The 22,367-nt window shown below is 69.8% G+C and carries 17 protein-coding genes and 1 other RNA gene; 3 read left to right on the forward strand and 15 right to left on the reverse strand.

The features are described from left to right. Position 1: 1 nt before the first annotated feature. The 15 genes from AB4070_RS07565 to ffs form a co-directional block, all read right to left on the reverse strand. Complete coding sequence (locus AB4070_RS07565) at positions 2-724, reverse strand: FadR/GntR family transcriptional regulator (RefSeq protein WP_441979567.1); 723 nt, start codon at positions 722-724, stop codon at positions 2-4. Positions 725-828: 104 nt separating this feature from the next. Then, complete coding sequence (locus tag AB4070_RS07570; RefSeq protein ID WP_282847329.1) at positions 829-1,482, reverse strand: thymidine kinase; 654 nt, start codon at positions 1,480-1,482, stop codon at positions 829-831. A gap of 9 nt (positions 1,483-1,491) precedes the next feature. Continuing rightward, on the reverse strand, positions 1,492-2,964 hold the full coding sequence (locus AB4070_RS07575) for a malate:quinone oxidoreductase (protein ID WP_046747908.1): 1,473 nt from the start codon (positions 2,962-2,964) through the stop codon (positions 1,492-1,494). 82 nt (positions 2,965-3,046) lie between these two features. Continuing rightward, a complete protein-coding gene (locus AB4070_RS07580; RefSeq protein ID WP_441979568.1) occupies positions 3,047-4,117 on the reverse strand; it encodes an aspartate-semialdehyde dehydrogenase in 1,071 nt (356 codons plus the stop codon). 180 nt (positions 4,118-4,297) lie between these two features. Further along, complete coding sequence (locus AB4070_RS07585; RefSeq protein WP_046747949.1) at positions 4,298-5,578, reverse strand: aspartate kinase; 1,281 nt, start codon at positions 5,576-5,578, stop codon at positions 4,298-4,300. Between the two features lie 100 nt (positions 5,579-5,678). Continuing rightward, positions 5,679-6,596, reverse strand: a complete 918-nt coding sequence (locus AB4070_RS07590) for a DMT family transporter (RefSeq protein ID WP_441979569.1) — start codon at positions 6,594-6,596, stop codon at positions 5,679-5,681. Continuing rightward, positions 6,593-7,186, reverse strand: a complete 594-nt coding sequence (gene recR, locus AB4070_RS07595) for a recombination mediator RecR (RefSeq protein WP_046747905.1) — start codon at positions 7,184-7,186, stop codon at positions 6,593-6,595. Before recR ends, AB4070_RS07590 begins: the two co-directional genes overlap by 4 nt. After that, a complete protein-coding gene (locus tag AB4070_RS07600; RefSeq protein ID WP_441979570.1) occupies positions 7,186-9,459 on the reverse strand; it encodes a DNA polymerase III subunit gamma and tau in 2,274 nt (757 codons plus the stop codon). The genes recR and AB4070_RS07600 overlap by 1 nt, the downstream gene beginning before the upstream one ends. 45 nt (positions 9,460-9,504) lie before the next feature. Further along, a complete protein-coding gene (locus tag AB4070_RS07605) occupies positions 9,505-12,012 on the reverse strand; it encodes a glycoside hydrolase family 65 protein (RefSeq protein ID WP_441979571.1) in 2,508 nt (835 codons plus the stop codon). Further along, positions 12,009-12,767, reverse strand: coding sequence for an HAD family hydrolase (locus tag AB4070_RS07610; protein ID WP_441979572.1), 759 nt, complete (start codon positions 12,765-12,767; stop codon positions 12,009-12,011). Before AB4070_RS07610 ends, AB4070_RS07605 begins: the two co-directional genes overlap by 4 nt. Before the next feature lie 100 nt (positions 12,768-12,867). Beyond that, positions 12,868-14,088 carry an acetate/propionate family kinase gene (locus tag AB4070_RS07615; RefSeq protein ID WP_441979573.1) on the reverse strand — a complete coding sequence of 407 codons (1,221 nt, stop codon included), beginning with the start codon at positions 14,086-14,088 and terminating at the stop codon, positions 12,868-12,870. Beyond that, positions 14,085-16,229: a phosphate acetyltransferase gene (gene pta, locus AB4070_RS07620; RefSeq protein WP_441979574.1), complete on the reverse strand. Its 2,145-nt coding sequence runs from the start codon at positions 16,227-16,229 to the stop codon at positions 14,085-14,087. Before pta ends, AB4070_RS07615 begins: the two co-directional genes overlap by 4 nt. 64 nt (positions 16,230-16,293) lie before the next feature. Further along, the gene (locus tag AB4070_RS07625; RefSeq protein WP_441979575.1) at positions 16,294-16,986 is read right to left on the reverse strand and encodes a hypothetical protein; all 693 of its coding nucleotides are present in this window, start codon (positions 16,984-16,986) and stop codon (positions 16,294-16,296) included. After that, positions 16,983-17,591, reverse strand: coding sequence for a rhomboid family intramembrane serine protease (locus tag AB4070_RS07630; RefSeq protein ID WP_441979576.1), 609 nt, complete (start codon positions 17,589-17,591; stop codon positions 16,983-16,985). The genes AB4070_RS07625 and AB4070_RS07630 overlap by 4 nt, the downstream gene beginning before the upstream one ends. A 65-nt stretch (positions 17,592-17,656) precedes the next feature. Beyond that, positions 17,657-17,753: signal recognition particle sRNA small type (gene ffs, locus AB4070_RS07635), an RNA gene on the reverse strand. Between the two features lie 158 nt (positions 17,754-17,911). On the opposite strand from ffs, the gene AB4070_RS07640 reads away from it, so the two are divergent. The 3 genes from AB4070_RS07640 to AB4070_RS07650 are packed head-to-tail and all read left to right on the forward strand — an operon-like array spanning position 17,912 to position 22,359. Beyond that, positions 17,912-18,901, forward strand: coding sequence for an AAA family ATPase (locus tag AB4070_RS07640; protein ID WP_441979577.1), 990 nt, complete (start codon positions 17,912-17,914; stop codon positions 18,899-18,901). A gap of 10 nt (positions 18,902-18,911) precedes the next feature. After that, positions 18,912-20,102, forward strand: a complete 1,191-nt coding sequence (locus tag AB4070_RS07645; protein ID WP_441979578.1) for a DUF58 domain-containing protein — start codon at positions 18,912-18,914, stop codon at positions 20,100-20,102. Then, positions 20,089-22,359 (forward strand): transglutaminase family protein, encoded by a 2,271-nt coding sequence (locus AB4070_RS07650; RefSeq protein WP_441979579.1) that lies wholly within the window; start codon positions 20,089-20,091, stop codon positions 22,357-22,359. The genes AB4070_RS07645 and AB4070_RS07650 overlap by 14 nt, the downstream gene beginning before the upstream one ends. Positions 22,360-22,367: the final 8 nt, after the last annotated feature.

Consider the following 22,367-nt stretch of genomic DNA (forward strand, 5'->3'; position numbering starts at 1 on the left):
CTCAGATCTGGGGGTGGATCTCACGGGTGAGGCCCGTGGACGTGTAGTAGCCGGTGATGTGTGTGTGGATCAGGGACCGCGCGCCATCCACGTCGCCGGCGTCGATCGCGGCGACCAGTGCGCGGTGCTCGGCACGCAGCCGGGTCGACATCGCCTCCCAATCCGGGATGGTGGCGACCCCCGCCTGCACGTAGGACTCGATCGAGGAACGCAGGCCTGCCATCATCGCGGCGATGACCGTGTTGCCGCTGGCCTCCGCGAGCGAGAGGTGCAGCTGAGCGTCGAGGGCGAGGAACTCCGATGGCGAGAGCAGGGGTTCGTCCATCGCGGCGAGCAGTTCCCGCGCGCGGCTCGTGTCACGCTCCGGTGCGCCGGCCATCGCCGCCACGACCGCGTCCTCGAGCACCAGGCGAGTGCGGACCACATCGTCAAGGGGGAAGCCCTGCGCCGCGACCTGAAGCCTCAGCAGCGCTGACATGCCTCCCGTGGGCGTCGCGATCACGATCGCCCCGGACTGCGGACCGGAACCGGTTGCGGTGCGGATGAGTCCCATCACCTCGAGCACTCGGAAGGCCTCACGGACGCTCGAGCGCCCGACCCCGAGTTCGGTGGCGAGATCCCGCTCGGACGGCAGTCGGTCACCCGGACCGAGGCGCGCGTCGAGCAGGTCGCGTTCGATGTGCTCGAGCACGAGGCGCCATGCGCGTGCCGGCTGGTCCGCCATCGATCCTCCTGTGGTCTGACCACAGAGTATCGCGTGTGGTCAGACCACGCAAACAGGGTCGCCGACGCACCCGCTGCGCCGGGCGCGGGTGGAGGGCGGCGGGCTCAGCCCAGGCGTCCGCCGGACTCCTCGAGGTAGCAGGTGCCGCACAGCGACTCGTACGTGGTCAGCTCGGGCGACGCCGACCCGGTCGCGCCCTCGTCGATGGCGACCTGATCGCCGTCGAACACGAAGCGCCCGCCCACGACGCGGCCGTTGAACACGGCCTTCCGTCCGCACCGGCAGATGGTCTTGAGCTCCTCCAGCGAGTGCGCGATCGCGAGCAGCCGCGCCGAACCGGGAAAGGCGTGGGTGAGGAAGTCGTTGCGGATGCCGTAGGCGATCACCGGGATGCCGTCGACGACGGCGATCCGGAAGAGATCGTCGACCTGAGTCGGGGTGAGGAACTGCGCCTCGTCGATCAGCAGGCACGCCACGTCGCGCGGGCCTTCGGGAAGCAGCTCGTCGTCGGTCGCATGCTGCATCCGCTCACGATGCTTCGCGAACACCCTGCGTGCATCGTCGTCGGGGGCGATGAGGAAGTCGACCGCGCGTGTGACGCCCAGCCGACTCTCGATCTCGGACGCGCCCTTGGTGTCGATCGCCGGCTTCGCGAGCAGCACCCGCTGCCCACGCTCCTCGTAGTTGTAGGCAGCCTGCAGCAGAGCAGTCGACTTGCCCGAGTTCATCGCGCCGTAGCGGAAGTAGAGCTTCGCCACGGGACGATCTCAGACGTTGATGCCGAGGACGGCTGCCGTGGCTTCGGTCGACTTCTCCGCGAGCTCCGGGTTCTCGTTCAGCTTCTCACCGAATGTGGGGATCAGGGCACGCAGCTCCGGCTCCCACCCCGGGTACTCCGCCGGGAAGCACTTCTTGAGCAGGTCGAGCATGATCGGGACGGCGGTGGATGCTCCGGGCGACGCCCCCAGCAGGCCCGCGATGGAACCATCGGCCGCCGCGACGACCTCGGTGCCGAACTGCAGGATGCCGCCCTTCTTGGGGTCCTTCTTCATCACCTGGGCGCGCTGACCGGCGTCGATGAGGGTCCAGTCCTCATCCTTCGCCGTGGGCATGAAGGTGCGGAGGCTGTCGACCTTCTTGGCATGGTTCTTCAGCAACTCGCTCACGAGATACGTGATGAGGTCGGGGTTCTTGACCGCCACCTGCAGCATCGGCAGCAGGTTGTGCGCACGCACCTGGGTGACGATGTCGAGCATCGAGCCGTTCTTCAGGAACTTCGGGCTGAAGGTCGCGAACGGTCCGAACATGAGCGAGGCCTCGCCGTCGACGACACGGGTGTCGAGGTGCGGGACCGACATGGGCGGAGCGCCGACGGACGCCTGCGAGTACACCTTCGCCTTGTGCTGAGCGACGATGGTCGGGTTCGTGGTCTTGAGGAACTGCCCGCCGATCGGGAAGACGCCGTAGCCCTTGATCTCGGGGATACCGGAATTCTGCAGCAGCTTGAGAGCCCAGCCCCCCGCACCGACGAACACGAAGCGGGCCCTGACCTCGCTCGGGGTGTGACCGATGCTGTTGCGGTACTTGACCAGCCAGGTGCCGTCCTTCTGCTTCTTCAGGCTGCGCACCTCGTGATTCGTGCGCAACGACACGCCGGCGTCGGTCAGGTGGTCGAAGAGCTGGTGCGTGAGGGAGCCGAAGTCGACATCGGTACCGGCGGGCACACGCGTCGCGGCGAAGGGCTCGCCCTTGCGCCGCTGCTGCATGAGCAGCGGAGCCCACTTGTTGATGACGCGAGAGTCCTCGCTGTACTCGATGCCCGCGAACAGCGGCTGCTTCTTCAGCACCTCGTAGCGGTTCTTGAGATAGGCGACATCCTTCTCGCCCCGCACGAACGTCATGTGCGGTGTCGCGTTGATGAAGGTCGACGGCTCGTCGAGCACGCCCCTCTCCACCAGAGAAGACCAGAACTGACGGCTCTGCTGGAACTGCTCGTTGATCGACACCGCCTTGGCGGGATCGAGCGGAGCGTCGCCCTGCTGGGGCATGTAGTTCAGCTCGCACAGGGCGGCGTGGCCCGTGCCGGCGTTGTTCCACGGGTTGGAGCTCTCCTGAGCCACCTCGGAGAGTCGCTCGAAGGCGACGATCTTCCACTCCGGCTGCAGCTCGTGCAGGAGAGTACCCAGGGTGGCGCTCATGATGCCACCGCCGATCAGGACGACATCGACGTTTTCAGTCACCGAGCCAGTCTAGTTCGCGGGCGCGCTGCCGCCGACCATGCGGCCCGTTCGACCAGACCGCTTCCACATGACGGGGATACCGTCAGGCTATGACCGCCAGGCGCTCGGCCAGAATCTCGGCGATCTGCACCGCGTTCAGTGCGGCGCCCTTGCGCAGGTTGTCGTTGCTGAGGAACAGCACGAGCCCCTTGCCCTCGGGGGCGGACTGGTCGGCACGGATGCGACCCACGAAGCTCGGATCCTGCCCTGCAGCCTGCAGCGGCGTCGGCACCTCATCGAGCACGACGCCGGGCGCAGCGCTCAAGACCTCGCGTGCACGCTCGGGCGTGATGTCGTCGGCGAACTCGACGTTGATCGACAGCGAGTGCCCGGTGAAGACGGGGACGCGCACGCAGGTGCCGGCGACGCGGAGATCGGGGAGCTCGAGGATCTTGCGGCTCTCGTTGCGGAGCTTCTTCTCCTCGTCCGTCTCGTTGTCGCCATCATCGACGAGGTTGCCGGCGAACGGGATGACGTCGAACGCGATGGGCGCGATGTACTTCTCCGGCTCGGGGAAGTCGACCGCGGATCCGTCGTGCACGAGGCGCAGCGTGTCGCCCTGGGCGAGCACCCCCTCGACCTGGCCGAGGAGCTCCTGGGCACCGGCGAGACCGGACCCGGAGACGGCCTGGTAGGTGGAGACGATCAGACGCTCGAGACCGGCCTCGGCGTGCAGCGCCTTCAGCACGGGCATCGCGGCCATCGTGGTGCAGTTCGGGTTCGCGATGATGCCCTTGGGGCGCTCGTCGATCGCGTGCGGGTTGACCTCGCTGACCACGAGCGGCACCTCGGGATCCATGCGCCAGGCACTGGAGTTGTCGACGACCACGGCGCCGGCTGCGGCGAAGCGGGGCGCGTAGGCACGGCTCGCCGTGGCGCCTGCCGAGAACAGGGCGATGTCGATGCCTGCAGGGTCCGCGGTCTCGACGTCTTCCACGATGACCGTCGCACCGCCGAACTCGATCGCCGTTCCGGCAGAGCGCGCGGAGGAGAACAGCCGCAGGTCGCGGATCGGGAACGACCGCTCGGCGAGAATCTCGCGCATCACGGTGCCCACCTGGCCGGTGGCGCCGACGATGGCGACGGAGAGTCCTGAATCGGAGATGCGGGTCATGATGTTCCTTGGCGTCGTGCGGTACTGCGTACGAGGCTTCGGGCGCGGCGTCGGGGTGCTGAGGCTGCGCCTGGCGCCGGTGTCAGGGTTGCGGTGAGTCTACCGCGACCGGGAGGAGTGCCGGCCCTACGCTCCCCGCACTCGAGTGGTCGGCAGGAAAACGAGGGGGAACGGCAGAGATCAGCGGCCGGTGCCGGCGTGGACCGTGGCCTCGGCGTCGCCGTCGAGCCCGTAGGCGGTGTGCACGGTGCGAGCGGCCTCGGTGAGGTCGGTGTCGCGGAGCACGACGGAGATGCGGATCTCGGAGGTCGAGATCATCTCGATGTTGATACCTCCGGCGGAGAGCGCCTCGAAGAGCGTCGCGGAGACACCGGAGTGCGTGCGCATGCCCGCCCCGACGACCGAGAGCTTGCCGATCTGGTCGTCGTGGATCAGGTTCTGGAACCCGACCTCGGTCTGCTCCCCCGCGAGGGCCTTGAGGGCGCCGGCGGCATCCGCCTTCGGCACGGTGAAGGAGATGTCGGTGCGTCCGGTCGCCGACACGTTCTGCACGATCATGTCGACGTTGGCACCCGACTTCGCGACGATCTTGAAGATCTCGGCGGCCTTGCCCGGCACGTCGGGCACACCCGCGACCGTGATCTTGGCCTGGCTGAAGTCGGTGGCGACGCCGGCGACGATCGGTTCTTCCATGACTGCTCCCTCGGCTTCGCGAGGGTTCTTCATGCCCTCGCCCAGAACGTACGTGCCCTCGGACGACGAGAACGTCGACCGGGCGTGAATGAGGACCCCGTGGCGGCGTGCGTACTCGACGGCGCGGATATACAGCACCTTGGCCCCGTTGGCTGCGAGCTCGAGCATCTCCTCACTCGAGACGTGATCGAGCTTCTGCGCCTTCGGGATTACACGCGGGTCGGCGGTGAAGATGCCGTCGACGTCGCTGTAGATCTCGCACACGTCGGCGTCGAGCGCGGCGGCGAGCGCGACGGCGGTGGTGTCGGATCCCCCACGGCCGAGGGTCGTGATGTCGCGGGTGTCGCGGTTGAAGCCCTGGAACCCGGCCACGATCACGATCGCCCCTTCGTCGAGGGCTTCACGCAGGCGCACGGGCGTCACGTCGACGATGCGGGCGGCACCATGCTGCGAGTCGGTGATCATGCCCGCCTGGCTGCCCGTGAAGGAGCGCGCCTCGAAGCCCATCGAGTGGATCGCCATGGCCAGCAGCGCCATCGAGATGCGTTCTCCGCTGGAGAGCAGCATGTCCAGCTCGCGCGGAGCGGGGATCGGTGCGACCTCGTTCGCGAGGTCGAGCAGCTCGTCTGTGGTGTCGCCCATGGCGCTCACGGCGACCACGACGTCGTGTCCTGCCCGACGCGTGTCGACGATGCGCTTGGCGACGCGCTTGATGCTCTCTGCGTCGGCGACGGACGAGCCGCCGTACTTCTGCACGATGAGGGCCACGATCACTCCCTGGGATGACGGGCGGATCCGCCCACGCTCATTCTACGATCGGCGCGTATGCCCCGCCGCGCATGTGACGGCGGACGCCCGAGCCCGGCGGCTAGAGCGAGGGCGGGAGTGCCTGGGGCGAGACCGGACGGAGGCGGCCGCCGGTGGCAGCGAACCAGCAACCGATGATGATCAGAGGGAAGCCGAGCAGCAGACCGGGAGTCAGGGGTTCGGCGAGGACGATGGCACCGAGGACGATCGCGACCACCGGATTCACGTAGGTGAACAGCGGGGCGCGCACCGGGCCGACCTCGCGGATGAGCGCGAAGAACGCCAGGAACGCCACGGCCGTGCAGATCACTGCGAGTGCGAGAAGAGCGGCGATCGACGGCAGTGTGGGCACCTCGTGCTGGGTGAGCGCTCCGATCGGCAGGTAGAAGATCCCGATCATCAGCAGGGACAGGGTGATGGTGCCGAGCGAGGGGACGTCGTTGAGCTTGCGCGCCACGATGAACGGCGCGATCGCGTACAGCACGGCGACCAGGAGCACCTCGCCCGCGGCGAGAAGGCTGACCTCGCCGCCGAAGAGTCCAGGACCGGCGACCACGACCGCCACGCCAACGAAGCCCACCAGCAGTCCGATGCCGCGGGCGGGCCGCAGCACTCCGCGGTCACCGCCGCCCAGGGCGATCAGGGCGGCGAACAGCGGCACCGTCGCCACGAGCAGACCGGTCATGCCTGAGGGCAGCGTCATCTCGGCATGCCCGAGCAGCACGAAAGGCCCTGCCATCTCGACGGCACCGAAGGCGAGCACCCACGGCCAGTGCTTCAGAGCAGCTCGCAGCGCTCCGCTGCGGATCGCGAAGGGCAGCAGCAGCAGCGCCGCGATGAGAGTGCGCCCCGCCACGATCGCCGGCGGGGAGAACGACTCGACCGCGACGCTGATGAACAGATACGGCACTCCCCACAGCAGCGCCATGGCCCCGAAGAGGAGCCAGCCGCGCCGCGAGAAGCCCGCGTTCGGGCTCACAGGATGCGCCGGCCCTCGAAGGCACGGCCGAGGGTGACCTCGTCGGCGTACTCGAGGTCGCCGCCGACGGGCAGCCCGGAAGCGAGGCGCGAGACCGTGATCTGCATCGTCGTGAGCAGACGGCTGAGGTAGCTCGCGGTGGCCTCCCCCTCGAGATTCGGGTTGGTGGCGAGGATGACCTCCTGCACCGTGCCGTCGGCGAGGCGTGTCATCAGCTGGGCGATGCGCAGATCGTCCGGACCGATGCCGGCGATGGGGCTGATCGCTCCGCCGAGTACGTGGTAGAGCCCGCGGAACTCCCTGGTGCGCTCGATGGCCGCGACGTCTTTCGCGTCTTCGACCACGCAGATCAGCGCCTGACTGCGGCGCGGATCGCGGCAGATGGCGCAGCGCTCCTGCTCGGCGACGTTGCCGCAGACCTCGCAGAACCGCACGCGGGTGCGGATCTCGCCGAGCAGCTCGGCGAGACGCGCGACATCGAACGTCGGCGTCTGCAGGATGTGGAATGCGATGCGCTGGGCGGACTTGGGCCCGATACCGGGAAGCCGTCCGAACTCGTCGATCAGCTCTTGGACGATGCCGTCATACATCAGGAGAACCTCGTCGGGGGCTCGTAGGGCTCTTCGCGCACGAACGTCGCGCCGAGCACCTGGCGGATCACGGCCTCACCGTAGCGCTGCACTCCCCCGGCGGAGGGCTGGCGCTCGACGACGACCGGCGGGGCGGCGACAGCGGTGCGCGGCGTCTGCGGTGCGGACCGCGCGGGAGACGCCTGCCGCGGGAGCGGCGACTCTGCGGGCGGCTCGTACGAGGGGTCGTACGGTGGCTCGTCGTCGAAGGCCGGAGCCTCGTCATCGCCGGGCAACGGGGGCTCGTCTCGGTCCACCGCACCGTCGGAGGGGGGCGCGGGAGCCGAAGCGGCAGCCTCGACCTCTTCGGGCTCGTCGTCGACGGCGAGGGGCGCCGTCGGAACCGGAGCCTCGTGCACCGGCCGCTCGGTCGCGGTCGGGATCGGCGCGACAGCCCATTCCGTCACCGTGGAGGCGGAGGCGCTGCGGACCTGCGGACGGGGGGAACCCGCTGACGCAGGCTCCGATGCGGGAGCGGCATCCGCCGGCGTCGACGCCCCGGACGGCGAGGGCTGACGCGGAGCACCTCCCGCCGGCATGGGTGCTGGCAGGTACTTCACGCGTACGCCGAGCTCGTTCTCGATCGCCGACCGCAGGTGATCGGAGGGACCGGAGCCGGGGGTCGTGCCCTTGAACTTCGCCACGTCGTGCTGGCTGGTGAACCCGAGGGTCAACACCTCGGTCTCGGTGACGTAGGCCAGCGGCTGCACGGCCGTGGCCAGCAACCAGGACGTGCGGCTGATGCTCTCGAGACGCGTGAGCACAGCCGGCCACGCTGCACGGATCCGTTCGAAGGTGACCGGCCCCTGCGGGGCAGCGGGCTCGGGGGCTGCTGCCTCGGGAGCGACGCCGGCCGTCTCGCCCGCGCCCTGCTCGCCTCCTCCCTGCGCACCTGCCGGGCGCTTTTCGGCGGGGGCGGGCTCGACGGGTGCGGGGTCGGCTGTGGCGGGGTCGGCTGTGGCGGGGTCCGGTGCTGCGGCAGGCTCCGGTGCCGGAGCAGCCGGAGCTGCCACGGGTGCAGACGGTGCTACCGGGGCTGGAGCTGCCGCGGTCGGACGGGCGGACGCCATCGCCGCGCGCTCGCCTCCTTGCACGGGCGTCGACGCGACGGTGTCGGTCGCTCCGGCGAGCACGCGCGCGACCATGAGCTCGAGGTGCAGCCGCGGCGAGGTGGCACCAGACATGTCGTCGAGGGCGGCGCTGACCACATCGGCCGTGCGCGAGAGCCGGGCGGAGCCGAATGCGCCGGCCTGAGCCCGCATGCGCTCCAGGTCGTCTTCCGCGACCCCGCGCAGGACGGCGGAGGCACCGGGCCCGACCGCCGCGATCACGATCAGGTCGCGCAGACGCTCGAGCAGGTCGTCGACGAAGCGGCGAGGGTCCTGGCCGGTCTGCACCACGCGGTCGATCGCGGGGAAGGCGGATGCGGCGTCGCCGGCCGCGAGCGCGTCGACGATCTCGTCGAGCAGTGCAGCGTGCGTGTACCCGAGCAGGGCGACGGCGCGCGCGTAGCCCACCGTGACCGTCTCGGACCCGGCCGGCGCGTCCGACCCGGCGATCAGCTGGTCGAGGAGCGAGAGGGTGTCACGCGGCGAACCGCCACCCGCGCGGACCACGAGCGGGAGCACACCCTGTTCGACGATCACACCTTCCTCGGCGCACAGCTTGGCGACGTACTCGAGCATCGCGGCAGGCGGCACGAGCCGGAACGGATAGTGGTGGGTGCGCGAGCGGATGGTGCCGAGCACCTTCTCTGGCTCTGTGGTCGCGAAGATGAACTTGACGTGCTCCGGCGGCTCTTCGACGAGCTTCAGCAGCGCGTTGAACCCCTGGGGCGTCACCATGTGCGCCTCGTCGAGGATGAAGATCTTGTAGCGGTCGCGGCTCGGGGCGAAGGTTGCCCGCTCACGCAGGTCGCGCGCGTCGTCGACGCCGTTGTGGCTCGCGGCGTCGATCTCGACGACGTCGAGCGATCCACCGCCGGCACGCGACAGCTCGACGCAGCTCGGGCAGACTCCGCAGGGCACGTCGGTCGGCCCCTCGGCGCAGTTCAGGCACCGCGCGAGGATGCGCGCAGACGTCGTCTTCCCGCACCCGCGGGGACCGGAGAACAGGTAGGCGTGGCCGACCCGGTCGCCTCGCAGGGCCGTCATCAGCGGATCGGTCACCTGGGACTGCCCGATCATCTCGCCGAATGCTTCGGGGCGGTAGCGGCGGTAGAGGGCTGTGGTCACCACAACAGCCTACGGCGTGCCACCGACCTTCGGCGGGCCGAGCGGTCAGTCGATCGGTTCGATCACCGGGATCGCCGTGGTGATCACGGGAACGGACGCCGACATGCGCGTCCCGTCCTCGCGCCGGGCGTCGGCGAACTGCCGGAGGGTCGGCCGTCCGGGGATCAGCGGACCCTGATCGGCGAGCGGCACGACGACCTCATCCTCCACCGTCGCGATGTAGGCCGTGTCCCGCACGCTGAAGGGCACGGGCGGTCCGGTGCGCACTTCCACACGGAGCTCGTCCTTCGTCACCGTCACCCTCAACGTCGACCCCTGCCACTGCAGCGGGAACGACAGCGACGGCCATCCGGCAGGGAGCCTCGGGTCGAAGCTGAGGTCGCCGGCGTAGTCGCGCATACCGCCGAAACCGCACACCAGCGCGGTCCACACCCCGCCGGCCGACGCCACATGCACACCGTCAGCCGCGTTATGGTGCAGGTCGTGCAGGTCGACGAACAGCGACTGCTCGAAGTACTTCTGCGCGAGGTCCTGGTACCCCACCTCGGCCGCCAGGATCGACTGCACGACGGCCGACAGCGTCGAGTCGCCGGTGGTCAGCGGGTCGTAGTAGTCGAAGTCGGCCTTCTTCTCCTCCGGCGTGAAGTGATTGCCCTGCAGGAACAGCGCGAGCACGACATCCGCCTGCTTGAGCACCTGGAACCGGTAGATCACCAGAGGGTGGAAGTGCAGCAGGAGCGGACGCTGTTCTGCCGGGGTGTTGGCGAGGTCCCAGACCTCGCGCTCGAGGAACAGCGAGTCCTGCGGATGGATGCCGAGCCCCTCGCTGTAGGGGATGTACATCGCCTCGGCCGCGCGGTCCCAGGCCTCGGCCTCTCCGGGTCCGAGTCCCGTGCGGTCGACGAGCTTCACGTAGTCCTCGGGATAGCTCTCGCGGATCTCGCGCACGACCTTGGCCGCGTAGCGGAGGTTGTAGCGCGCCATGACGTTCGTGTACAGGTTGTCGTTGACGACCGTCGTGTACTCGTCCGGGCCGGTGACGCCATGGATGTGGAACGTGTCGATCCCGTCGCCCGCCCCGGTCTCCTCGACCAGACGCGAAGCGCGCCAGAACCCGAGCGTCGCCCACAGCCGCGCGGTCTCGATCGCGATGTCGGCGCCCTCGCGGCGCAGGAACTCCTCGTCCCCGGTGGCGCGCACGTACTTGCCGAGCGCGAAGCTGATGTCGGCGTTGATGTGGTACTGCGCGGTGCCGGCGGCGTAGTAGGCGGAGGCCTCCTCGCCGTTGATCGTGCGCCACGGGAACAGGGCTCCCGCCTCGTTGAGCTGCGCTGCCCTGCGTCGTGCGGCCGGCAGCATCCCCACCCGTGCGCGGAGGGCGTTGTAGGCCCACCGCGGCGACGTGTAGGTGAGGAAGGGGAGCACGTAGATCTCGGTGTCCCAGAAGTAGTGTCCGCTGTATCCCGAACCCGAGACGCCCTTGGCTGGCACCCCGGCGCCGTCGGCGCGCGCCGATGCCTGAGCGAGCTGGAAGAGGCACCAGCGGGTGGCCTGCTGCAGGTCCTCGCGTCCGCCGATCTGCACGTCGCTGCGGTCCCAGAACGCGTCCAGCCACTCCCTCTGACGACGGAACACGGTCTCGACGCCCTCGTCCGCAGCCCGATCGAGCGTACGCCGGCACCGGTCGACGAGCTCCCTCGGGGGCACGCCTCGCGACGTGTGGTAGCTGACGAGCTTGGTCACGGTGATCGGTACACCGGCCTTCGCCTGCACGCGGAAGACGTTCTTGGCGATGTCGGGCTCGACGAGTGTGCGGGCGTTGAACTCGTTCTCGGTCTCCACCACGTGGTCGGCGACCACCGCGACCGTCATCCCCGAATCGGCGACACGGTAGGACAGTGCTGAGCGCAGCCCGTCCTGCCAATGCTCGGCGGGCTCCAGCACGCGATCGGCGATCTTCTCGGCCTTGCGGGGGTCGAACGCCGCGGCCTTGGTACCGATCGGGGTGCCCGCGTAGACACCGGCGCCGTCCTGCCTGTTCAGCAGCTGGCAGCTGATCGTGACAGGGGCATCCGCGTTCTCCACCACGACCTCGAGCCGCAGCACCGCGAGGTGACGCTCCTCGAAGCTCACGATCCGCTCGTCGCGCATCCGCACCCGCTTGCCCGACGGCGTCTCCCACACCACGAAGCGCTCGAGCACGCCGGTGCGCAGGTCGAGGGTGCGACGGTACTCGCGCACGTCGGCGTCGTCGAGCGAGATCGGCTCGTCGTCGACGTACACCCGCATGACCTTGGCATCCGGTGCGTTGACGATCGTCTGCCCGACCTCGGCGAAGCCGTAGGCCTGTTCGGCATGGCGGATCGGCCACGTCTCGTGCAGCCCGTTGATGAAGGTGCCGTGCTCCTGGGCGCCGCGACCCTCGATGTGGTTGCCGCGCAGCCCCAGGTAGCCGTTGCCGACGGAGAACAGCGTCTCGCCGACGCCCTCCTCCGAGTAGTGCGTGTCGATCAGACGCCACGGGTCGACGGGGAAGCGGTCGCGATCGATCATGCGGACTCCGGGGTCTCGGTGCGGGAGGCGGGAAGGAAGACGGCGAGGTCGTCGACGACGACGGTTGCGCCGGCGGCACGGAGGGCATCTGCGCCCGTGCCCCGGTCGACGCCGACGACGGTCGCGAAGCCGGCTGCGGCGGCGGAAGCGGCGCCGGACGTGGCGTCTTCGACAGCAACGGCGCGCGCCGGGTCGACGCCGAGGGCGGTCGCGCCGGCGGCGAACATGTCGGCTGCGGGCTTGGAGGCCAGACCATCGCGCTCGGCGACGACGCCGTCGACCACGATGCGGAAGAAGGAGCGGATGCCGGCGGCGCCGAGGACCTCTTCGGCGTTCTTGGAGCTCGAGACCACCCCGAGCGGTATGCCTGCCTGGTGCAGAGCCTCGACGAGGGCGAGCGAGCCGGGATACGCGGCGATGCCCTGACCGCGCAGCGATGCGGCGAATGCGGCATTCTTGCGGTTGCCGATACCGCACACGGTCTCGGCTGAGGGGTCGTCGTCGACGTCACCCCAAGGCAGCTCGACGTTGCGACTGCGCATCAGGCTCGCCACGCCGTCATAGCGCTTCTTGCCGTCGACGTAGTCGTAGTAATCGGCATCGGTGTACGGCGGAGTGATGCCCCATCGGGCGAAGACGTCGTCGAAGACGGCCTTCCACGCGCGCATGTGCACCTCGGCCGTGGGGGTCAGCACGCCGTCGAGGTCGAACAGCACGCCGTCAGCGTGGAACAGGTCGGGCAGTGCTTCGGGCACAGAGCCTCCAGGAGAAGGGCGATCGTCGGGCCGGCACCTCTCCGTGCCACTGTGCAAGCGTAATGCGGTGACGCGCCACGGGGTAACCCCCGAGAGCGGATCAGAGCAGCTCGGCCGTCTGTCTGGCGATCTGCAGTTCCTCGTCGGTGGGCACCACCAGCACCGTGACGCGAGACGCATCCGTGGAGATGCGCCGGATGCCCCGCTCGCGCGCCTCGTTCCTCGCCCCGTCGATCTCCACACCGGCGAACCCGAGCGTCGCCATGGCCGCAGCGCGCACCGGGGCCGCGTTCTCGCCCACACCGGCCGTGAACGCGATGACGTCCACTCCCCCGAGCTGTGCGATGTAGGCGCCTGCGTACGCACGCAGGCGGTGCACGTAGACGTCGAAGGCGAGGATCGCCGCGTCGTCCTCGGCCTCGACACCGGCGAGGATGTCGCGCATGTCACTGCGCCCCGCGAGGCCGGCGAGCCCGCTGCGGGTGTTGAGCAGGGAGTCGAGGTCGTCGATCGACAGGCCGGCGCGGCGCGACAGGTGCACGAGCGCCGCCGGGTCGATGTCTCCGGAGCGCGTGCCCATGACCAGGCCCTCGAGCGGCGTGAGTCCCATCGAGGTCTCCACCGACCTGCCGCCGTCGATCGCGGTCACCGACGCGCCGTTGCCGAGGTGGAACACCAGCTGACGGAGCTCGGAGATGTCACGGCCGAGGAACGCGGCGGCAGACTCGCTCACGTACTGGTGGCTCGTGCCGTGGAAGCCGTAGCGTCGCACCCGATGCTCCGCGGCGAGCGCGGCGTCGATCGCATAGGTGTAGGCGGCGGGCGGGAGCGTCTGGTGGAAGGCGGTGTCGAACACCGCGACGTGCGGCACCTCGTCGAACACGGCGCGCGCAGCATGGATACCGGCGAGGTTCGCGGGGTTGTGCAGCGGCGCGAGCACCGCGAGCTCGTCGATCTGACGTTCCACGTCGGCGTCGATCAGAGTCGGCGCGTAGAAGCGCGCACCACCGTGGACGACGCGATGCCCGACCGCGACGGGGCGGTGCTCGTCGAGCGAGGGGCCGTGAGCGGCGAACTGCTCTCGCATCACCTCGAATGCCTCAGCGTGGTCGGCGATCGGCCGCTCGCTGCGGAAGGTCGCATCGAGCATCGTCGGCACGGCATCGCCGTCGACGGCGGGGCGCACGGTGTGTGCGACCGGGCTGGCCTGCTGACCGATGCGCTCGATCAGTCCGTTCGCGAGCAGGTTCTCCTGCTCGATGTCGATCAGGCTGTACTTCAGTGAGGAGGATCCGCTGTTGATGACCAGGATGGCGCTCATGCCGGGTCCTCCGTCTGCTCTGTCGTCCGCTCAGCTCCCTGCGCCTGGATGGCCGTGATCGCCACCGTGTTGACGATGTCGGCGACGAGCGCACCACGGGAGAGATCGTTGATGGGCTTGTTGAGTCCCTGCAGCACCGGTCCGATCGCGACGGCGCCGGCCGAGCGCTGCACGGCCTTGTACGTGTTGTTGCCGGTGTTGAGGTCGGGGAACACGAATACGGTCGCCCTGCCCGCCACGGCAGAGTCGGGGAGCTTGGCCTTGGCAACGGCGGCGTCCGCCGCCGCGTCGTACTGGATCGGGCCCTCGACGGGAAGCTCGGGGGCGCGCTCGCGCACGAGAGCCGTGGCCGCGCGCACCTTGTCGACATCTGCGCCGGAGCCGGACTCCCCCGTCGAGTACGAGAGCATGGCCACCCGCGGATCGATGCCGAACTGCCGGGCGGTCGTCGCCGATGAGACCGCGATGTCGGCGAGCTGCTCGCTGGTGGGGTCGGGGATCACGGCGCAGTCGCCGTAGACGAGCACCCGGTCGGCGAGCGCCATCAGGAACACGCTGGAGACCACGTTCACCCCCGGTTTGGTCTTGATGATCTCGAACGACGGGCGGATCGTGTGCGCCGTGGTGTGCGCGGCGCCGGACACCATGCCGTCGGCGAGTCCGAGATGCACCATCATGGTGCCGAAGTACGACACGTCGGTCACGGTGTCGGCGGCCTGAGCGAGGGTGATCCCCTTGTGCGCCCGCAGCCGTGCGTACTCCGCGGCGAAGCGCTCGACGAGGCCGGGGTCGTTGGGACTGAGCACCTGCGCCGCAGCGATGTCGATCCCCAGCTCGGTCGCCCGACCACGGATGGCCGCCTCGTCGCCGAGGATCGTCAGATCGGCCACCTCTCTCGCCAACAGCGTCGCCGCGGCGCGGAGGATGCGGTCGTCGTCCCCTTCCGGCAGCACGATGCGACGACGGTCCGCGCGGGCGCGCTCGATGAGTCCGTACTGGAACATCAGCGGCGTCACCACGTGCGCTTCCGCGAGCCCGAGCTGCTCCGTGAGTTCCGTGATGTCGACGTGGGCCTGGAAGAGGGCGAGCGCGCGGTCATACCGTGCTCGCGAGTCGGCGGAGATGCGTCCTCGAGTGCTCATCACCCGGACCGCGGTGTCGTAGGTGCCCAGATCGGTGGTGATGATCGGCACCGAGGACGCGAAGCCGTCGAGCAGCTGCACGATGGGCTCCGGCAGCGGGAACGGTCCGTTCAGGATGATGCCGGCGATGCGCGGGAAGGTGCCGGACGAATCGGCCAGCAGCGCGGCGAGCAGCACCTCGGTGCGGTCGGCGGGGATCACCACCACGGCCTCTTCGGTGAGCCGCGGCAGCACGTTGACCATCGACATGCCGGCGACGACGATCGTCAGCGCCTCTCTCGTCAGCCGGTCGTCATCGCCTTTGAGCAGGGTGCCGTCGACGGCGGCGAGGATGCCGCGGATCGAGGGCGCGACCAGTGCACGGTCCTCGGGAATCGCCCACACGGGTGTGCTCTCGGCCGGCAGTGCGGCGTGCACGGCGGCGACGATGTCGTCGAGCGCTGCGGGATCGGCCCGGTTCACGGCGACGGCGAACAGCTCCGCCCGCTCCTCCGCGAGCTCGGACAGGGCGAGAGCGGCGATCTGCGCGATCGCCGCAGCCGGACGAGCCGTCGTCGTCCCCAGCTGCTCGGCCTGACGCTGCTGGTCGCGGCCGCTGAGCACGAGCAGCACCGGCGCACCGAGGTTCGCCGCGATCCTGGCGTTGAAGCCGAGCTCGGCGGGACTCGCCACATCGGTGTAGTCGCTGCCGACCACGACCACGGCATCGCACTGCGCCTCGACGGCCTTGAACCGTGCAACGACCGTCGACAGCGCGGCCTCGGGGTCGGCTCGCACATCGTCGTAGGTGACGCCGATGCAGTCGTCATAGTCGAGGTTCACCCCGTCGTGGGCGAGCAGGAGCTCCAGGATCTCGTCCCGTTCCGTGACCGACCGGGCGATGGGGCGGAACACGCCGACCCGCGGCGAGACCCGCATCAGGGCGTCGAGAGCCCCGAGCGCGATCGTCGACTTACCGGTATGGCCTTCGGCCGAGGTGATGTAGATGCTCTGCGCCACGGCTTCAGCTTAGGCGCGCTGTCGATGAACGCACCGAGCGTCGCACCGGATCAATTGCCTGGCCTCACTCGCACGGACCGGACAGGGCGTCGACGACAGCCGTGGCGTCGGCCCCGAACCGGGAGTAGTAGTCGCGGTCGGTGTTGATCTGCACCCGATGGATCGCGTGCGACGGCTCCATCGTCTGCCAGTCGGGGAGCCGTCCGAGCCGCTCGAAGAACAGCGTCGTCGCCGTCGCGGGATCCATCCTCTGCTCGGCGCTGCCCCACCACTCTTGCTGCTGGAACAGTCCGATGCTGGTGGTGCGCGAACCGTCCGGATTCGTGAACCCGCGCGTCTCCCAATCGCCGTAGTCGATGTTGCGCAGGCTGCTCTCGCCCATCGCCGTCATCACACCGAGGATCTGCCCGTCCCGTCCGAAACCGAGCGCCCCCGCCGTGCGGATGATCGTGGCGGCGTTCTCGAGCTGCTCGCCGCTCCAGCCCTCGATCCCCGCCGCGGGGAACGTCTGCGGATCGTCGATGCAGATCGGCGCGGGATCGCGCGCGAGACCGAGCGGGATCAGGACGAAGAGGCTCACCGCCACGATGAGCGCACCGGCGGAAAGCAGAAGGCGCTGGCCGATCTTCCGGCGCCGGAGACGGTTCGCCGCCTGCCGTCGAGCACCGGGCTTGCGCCGCCGCTTCGCGGTTCCACGCCGCGTCGTCTTCCTCGCCGCCGGCTTGCGCTTCGCCCGCGCCGTCGGTGCGGCACTCATGCGGGCAGGGCTCCGCGCTCGGCTCTCGGGCGGCGACCGACGAAGGCGGCCGCGCCGCCGCCGATGGCGCCGAACAGGTGCCCCTGCCACGAGATGCCCTCGGCGACGCCGAAGACGCCGGCGAACATCGACCCCCCGTACAGCCCGATCACGACGACGGCGATCACGGCGTACAGGATGCGGTGCGCGACGCGGCCGGGTGCGAACACCCGCATCACGACATAGCCGAAGTAGCCGAAGACCAGCCCCGATGCGCCGACCGTGAGCGTGCCCGGCGCGTTGAACACCCAGGTGCCGATGCCGCCGACGAGGGCGACGACGGCCGTGACGGCCCAGAACCGGCGGGTGCCCTCCACGGCGACGAGGCACCCGAGCACGAGGAACGGCACCGAGTTCGCGATGAGATGCTGCCAGTTCGCATGCAGGAGAGGCCCGAGCACGATGCCCCCGAGTCCGGAGACATCCCAGGAGCGCAACCCGAAGCCGGTGAAGGAGCCGGGGAGGATCGCGTCGGCGAGCTGCACGACCCACATGACCACGAGCAGCAGCACCGGTGAGGCGAATCGGCCGAGCGGGTGCTGCGCCTGAGGCGGGGTGACGGTCACCGGACGATTGTCGCAGGTGCAGCCAGGAGACGACTGAGCGTCGGACGGACCCGCCCGCCGGAAATGAAAGTGACCCTCCGCGCACCCAGCAGAGCCCGGTTACCCTTGCTGCGTTTCCGCCCTGGGGGAATTGGCCTGGATGCCGCCACGCGGAGAGCCGTCAACCATCCTAACCCGACCGGCGCCGCGTTTCGAACCGGGCGCCGCTGTGCGCGTATCCGGCGCACGCATCCTCAGGGGAACCTGCCAGAGCGGCACATCGTGCGCAGGGTTACGATCGAGTGACGCGCACCGCAGCGCCGCGATGTGAGAGGGAACGCATGCCAGAGAACGCCCCCCTGATGCCGGTGACGATCGACGCCGAACGCTTCGCCGCGCAGACGTCGGCCATCCTCGGTTCGATCGGCCAGGTCATCGACGGGAAACCGGATGCGGTGCGCAGTGCTCTCGTGTGCCTGCTCGCCGAAGGGCACCTGCTCATCGAGGACGTTCCCGGCGTGGGGAAGACGATGCTCGCCAGGGCTCTCGCCGCCAGCGTGGATGCGACGGTGCGACGCATCCAGTTCACCCCGGATCTGCTGCCGGGCGACGTCACGGGCGTCTCGGTCTACAACCCGGTCGACCGGGAGTTCGAGTTCAAGCGCGGTGCCGTGTTCGCGCACATCGTGATCGCCGACGAGATCAACCGCTCCTCCCCCAAGACGCAGTCCGCCCTGCTGGAGGCGATGGAGGAGGGCCAGGTCACGGTCGACGGCTCCACCCACCAGCTTCCCCAGCCGTTCCTGGTCGTCGCGACCCAGAACCCCCTGGAGATGGAGGGCACGTACGCCCTCCCCGAAGCGCAGCGCGACCGATTCATGATGCGCATCTCGATGGGATACCCCGACGCCGCGGCCGAGGCCCTCATGCTGCGCCAGCGGGATGTGGTCAGCCCGCTCGCCGCCGTCTCGCCCGTCGCCGATGCGTCCTCGATCGCGCAGCTCATCGCATGGGCACGGTCCGTGCACGTCGCGCCGGCGCTCGAGGAGTACACGGTCGCCCTCGCGCAGGCGACGCGCAACGACCCGAACCTCCACCTCGGCGCCAGCCCCAGGGCCACCCTGCAGCTGGTCAGGGCGGCGAAGGTGTGGGCGGCGCTCGACGGCCGCGACTACGTGATCCCCGATGACATCACGGCCCTGCTCATCCCGGTCCTCGCGCACCGCCTGCTTCCGGCGCGCGGCGCGCATCGCGCGGGCGCCCAGCCCGTCGAGGCCGCTCTCACCCAGATCGTCGAGCGGGTGCGCGTGCCCGTCGCGACCCGTTCCTGACACATCGATCATGCGACGACGACGAGCCCTCACCGGTCGCGGCGCCGGAGCCCTCCTCGCCGCGCTCTGCTGCATGATCGCCGCGAACCTGCTGGGCACCCGCATCCTGCTGTACCTCGGCGTGCTGCTGGCGGCGGTCACGCTCTTCTCCCTCCTCGCCGTCAGGCTGCCCCGACGATCCGGCACCGTCACGCGGCAGATCTCCACCGATCTGCTGACGGTGTCCGAGACGTCGCGCGTGACCGTGCGCTTCTCGCTGCGCGCGATCCGCGTCCCCCGCGGGCTCTGGCACGACGTGCTCCCCGACGCGGTGTCGGGAGACTCCGGCGGCGAGTATCCCCCGGAGACCGGGCAGCTCAGCTATCTGATCACCGGTGTCAGAAGAGGCGTGTGGCCGTTGGGACCGCTGATGCTGCGCACCGTCGATCCGTTCGGGCTGGCCCAGCGCGAGCAGGCGTTCGGCGAGACGCGGAGCGTCACCGTGGTGCCCGAGGTGTTCGCCCTCGCCCCGCTCGCCGTGCGGGTCGGGGCGGCCGGTGGGACGGCGCACACCTCGTCGACCAGGCTCGGACAGGGCAGTGACAACCTCTCGCCGCGGGGCTACATCCCGGGGGATTCGATGCGGCGCATCCACTGGCGTGCCACGGCACACCGCGGTCAGCTCATGGTTCGCCAGGAAGAGGAGGAGTCCAGCCCCGACGCGGTGGTCGTGCTGGACCGGAGCGGCCGCCGCTGGGACGCCCAGGGGATCGACGTCGACCCCGCCTTCGAATCCGCCGTCTCGCTGTGTGCGTCCGCGGCCGTGCATCTCGCCTCCGAGGGGTACAGCGTCGACGTGATCGACAGCGCGGGTGCGCTGCTCGGTACCCTCCGCGGGCACGAGGACGACCGCGACAGCCTGCTCGCGGCGCTCGCGATGGTCACGCCTCGCGGGGACAGCCGCGACCTGATGGCACTCATCGGAGGGACCCCTCCCGGACCGCTCGTCTACATCACCGGCCGCCTCGATGAGGAGGACGCCACACTGCTGCGTTCGGCGGGCGCCGCCGCGCCGATGCTGTTCAGCACCGAGCCTCTCCCGGGGGCGACCGAAGCGGCCGCGCGGCATGGGTGGACCGTCGCGCCCCTCGGCGACGACATCTCCGCCGCGTGGGAGGACGCCGTCTCCGCACGGATCGGGGTCGGCGATGTTCCGCGCTGAGCACGCTCCGCCGAGCCCCACCGCCGTCGAGCGCCAGCCGGCGTTCTGGCACCGCGACCACGATGATCCCCCCGGAGCCGTCGGCCCCGGCGCGCTCGCGGCGACGGCGGCACTCGTGGCCATGTGGCCGTTCACCTCGGTGATCGCTCCCGGGGCATGGTCGTTCACCGTGATCGCGGTCATCGTCGCCGTAGCCGGATCGGGATTGCTCGCACGGCACCTGCTGCGTCGCCGGGCCGCCTGGGTGCAGGATCTCGTCACGCTCGCCGTGCAGATCGTGGTCGCCGTCGCCGTGGTGACGCTGCTCATCGCCGGTGACACGGCTCTCTTCGGCATGATCCCGACCTCGGAGACGGTGACGCTGTTCGGCGTGCTCGGCGCCTCCGCGGTCGAAGAGGTCGTGTTCGGGTCCGCGCCCCTGGACCCCTCCCCCGGCCTCGCGGCCGCGATGGGCGTCGGCTTCGCGGTGGTCGCGATCCTGCTCGACCACCTCGTGGCGCACAGGTCGGCCGTGCTGGCGGTGCTCCTGACCGGAGTCGTCGGCGCGGTGCCGATGATCGTCACGCTCGGCGACACCAACGTCGCGTGGTTCGTGCTGTTCGGCCTGGTCGCACTGCTGCTGCTCCGCTACACGGCGAGGAAGCATCCGGAGTCCCCGCGCCGTTCCTCGACGTCTCTGGCCGTGGCGGTGGGAGCTGCAGCGCTCGCGACGACCGTGGCCATCGTCCCGTTGCTGCCCGTCACCGCGAGCCTCGCCGGCAACGGAACCGGGGTGACCGTGGACGCCTCACTGCGCCTCGGTGACGATCTGCGACAGCCGAACCCGGTCGAGGTGCTCACCGTGGCCGCCGAGGGCGAGACCGCGCCCTACCTGCGCCTGACCACCCTCTCCCGCTTCGACGGCCGCGTCTGGCAGCCCGACGACAGCGATCTGCAGGCGCAGGACGACGGCTTCGGGCCCCCGGAATGGGCGGAGGACATCGCGACGGAGGAGCAGAACACCTCGATCAGGGTGCTGCGGATGTCGAGCTCCTGGCTTCCCGTGCCCTACCCCGCCACCGCCGTGCAGGGCCTCAGCGACGCGTGGAGGATCGCCCCGGACAACCGCACGCTCTACTCCCGCGGCGCCGACGCCGTCGGAAACGACTACACGGTCACCTCCACGCGACTCATCCCCACCCTCGAACAGATCAGGGCGGTCGATGCTGCGTCTCCCGTGGTCGAACCCGACGCCGAACCGATCGAGCTGCCGGGCATCATCAGCGAGCTGGCCGACGATGTGACCGCGGCCGCGAGCACAGACTACGACCGGCTCATCGCGCTGCAGAACTGGTTCCGCTCGCAGTTCACCTATTCGCTCGAGACGCCGGTGGAAGAGGGCTTCGACGGGACAGGAGCCGACGCCGTCGCGGAGTTCCTCGACGTCCGCTCCGGATACTGCGTGCATTTCGCCGGGGCGTTCGCTCTGATGGCGGAGAGCCTCGACATGCAGGTGCGCATCGTCGTGGGATATCTTCCCGGCTCCCTCACCGACGAGAAGCGCGGCAGCGAATCGGTGTTCTCCGTGACAAGCGACCGGCTGCACTCCTGGCCGGAGGTGCTGTTCCCCGGCATCGGATGGGTCCCCTTCGAGCCCACCGCCTCCCTGGGCGTGCCCACCGCGTTCCGTCCCGGGGCGACGCAGGGCGGCAGCGCCGGAACGCCGTCGGCACCCGCTCCGACCACGGCGCCGCAGACCGAGCAGACGTCCGGTCCGGAGATCGATCGCAACGACGCGGGGGGCGACTCGGCCAGCAGCGACGAGCTGCGTCGCCTCGACCCGATGCCGGTCGTCCTCACCGCGTTCGGCATCGCCGTGGTGCTCCTGCTTCCCGCGCTGATCCGCCTCGTGGAACGCCGTATGCGCCTGAGCAGAGCGCGCCGTGGGGACTCCGCGGCCGCATGGGCCGAGTTGCGGGATACGCTGATCGACCTGCAGATCCCCGTGTCCGACGCCGACACCCCCCGAGTGCGCGCAGCCGGCCTGGTGGCGCAGCACCAGGTCCCGGCCGAGGCGATGCGGCAGCTCACGGACACGGTCGAGCGCTCGAACTACGCCCGTGCCGACGAGAGGACCGACGATCTCGCCGAGCCCCTGGCGGAGGTGCTGACCGGATTGCGTCGGAGCACCGATCGCAGGACGAGGGTGCAGGCGGCGTTGCTGCCGCGTTCCCTGTACGCTCCGCGAGCCGCCGAGCCGGGCGTGACGGCGGCCTGAGCGGCGAC

Origin of the sequence: Microbacterium sp. 2RAF4 (assembly GCF_052115285.1) — a bacterium.
GTDB lineage: Bacteria > Actinomycetota > Actinomycetes > Actinomycetales > Microbacteriaceae > Microbacterium > Microbacterium oxydans.